This is a genomic window from Ancylomarina sp. 16SWW S1-10-2 (assembly GCF_009669305.1).
Classification (GTDB): Bacteria; Bacteroidota; Bacteroidia; order Bacteroidales; family Marinifilaceae; genus Ancylomarina.
This window is the reverse complement of the sequence record NZ_SADB01000363.1, coordinates 1-356: the sequence shown is the minus strand read 5'-3', so window position 1 is coordinate 356 and position 356 is coordinate 1. Positions and strand designations below refer to the sequence as shown.

The window sequence follows — 356 nt, the reverse complement described above, 5'->3', positions numbered from 1 at the left end:
ATTAAACATCCTGGCGGTACACGTTATCAGGTGATTGGCAGTGGCATGGCCGTTTTTGTGAGTAATGCTTTTTCGGGCCCGACGACTGGTGTAACCAAGCCGCACGACATTCCAATGCCTGCGCGTCCCTATATGCCTATGGATGCAGATGGCAATTTACAGGCTGAAGCTTGTGCTGCAATTTACGATGATGTTGTTTATTTCTATGAAAAACTCTTTGACTAGCCTTTGCATAGCGTTAGATAGCCGTTAGATGATCGTGTTTTGTATCTTTATTTTAAGTCTGAGTGATTGTTCATTTTAATAATGAATCTAGCTTAAAACGCATAACAAGAAGAATTAAGATTTTTGAAAAT

1 protein-coding gene is annotated in these 356 nt (G+C 39.9%); it reads left to right on the top strand.

Annotated elements, in window-relative coordinates:
- The coding region (locus tag EMN46_RS19820) for a hypothetical protein (RefSeq protein WP_229130465.1) at positions 1–225 on the top strand (225 nt) is incomplete at its 5' end.
- Positions 226–356 lie beyond the last annotated feature (131 nt).